Source organism: Pseudonocardia aurantiaca (assembly GCF_039526725.1).
GTDB lineage: Bacteria > Actinomycetota > Actinomycetes > Mycobacteriales > Pseudonocardiaceae > Pseudonocardia > Pseudonocardia aurantiaca.
Window position 1 is genome coordinate 1 of sequence record NZ_BAAAJG010000033.1, and the last position, 1,031, is coordinate 1,031.

The 1,031-nt window shown below is 57.5% G+C and carries 1 rRNA gene; it reads right to left on the reverse strand.

From position 1 onward, the window contains the following. Window positions 1-850, reverse strand: a 23S ribosomal RNA gene (locus tag ABD143_RS38040); the annotation flags it as partial. Between the last annotated feature and the right edge of the window lie 181 nt (window positions 851-1,031).

Consider the following 1,031-nt stretch of genomic DNA (forward strand, 5'->3'; position numbering starts at 1 on the left):
AGCTCATCCCCCAGGTTTTCAACCCTGGTGGGTTCGGGCCTCCACGACGTCTTACCGTCGCTTCACCCTGGCCATGGGTAGATCACTCCGCTTCGGGTCTACACCCCGCGACTATGGCGCCCTATTCAGACTCGCTTTCGCTACGGCTACCCCACACGGGTTAACCTCGCCACGAAGCATAACTCGCAGGCTCATTCTTCAAAAGGCACGCCATCACCCCGAAAGGCTCTGACGGCTTGTAGGCACACGGTTTCAGGTACTATTTCACTCCCCTCCCGGGGTACTTTTCATCTTTCCCTCACGGTACTAGTCCGCTATCGGTCATCAGGGAGTATTTAGGCTTACCGGGTGGTCCCGGCAGATTCACAGCAAATTCCACGAGCTCGCTGCTACTCGGGAACACGATCCAGACCGCATGCAGTGTTTTCGCGTACGGGGCTCTCACCCACTACGGCGACCCTTTCCAGAAGTCTTCCACTAACACCACACAACGACCTCGCAGACCCGGCAGAGTCCACACGACCACGTCCCACAACACCCCAACCGCAACGCCTGCCGGCTTGACACGACCAGGGTTTAGCCTCATCCGCTTTCGCTCGCCACTACTCACGGAATCACATTTTGTTTTCTCTTCCTGTGGGTACTGAGATGTTTCACTTCCCCACGTTCCCTCCGACAGCCTATGTATTCAGCTGGCGGTGACACCCCATGACGGGTGCCGGGTTTCCCCATTCGGACACCCTCGGATCACAGCTTGGTTGACAGCTCCCCGAGGACTATCGCGGCCTCCCACGTCCTTCATCGGCTCCTGATGCCTAGACATCCACCATGTGCCCTTAAACACTTGTTCACAACAAGATGCTCGCATCCACTATGCAACACTCAACACACAACCACACCCCAACCCGATACGACCACCACCACACCCACCAGGATGCGTTAGACGGCCCAAGCCAGGAGCGGCACCAGAAAAAACACCACAACGGGTGTCTCCTCAGGACCCAACAGCGTGCCGAACCCTCCCAACCCGA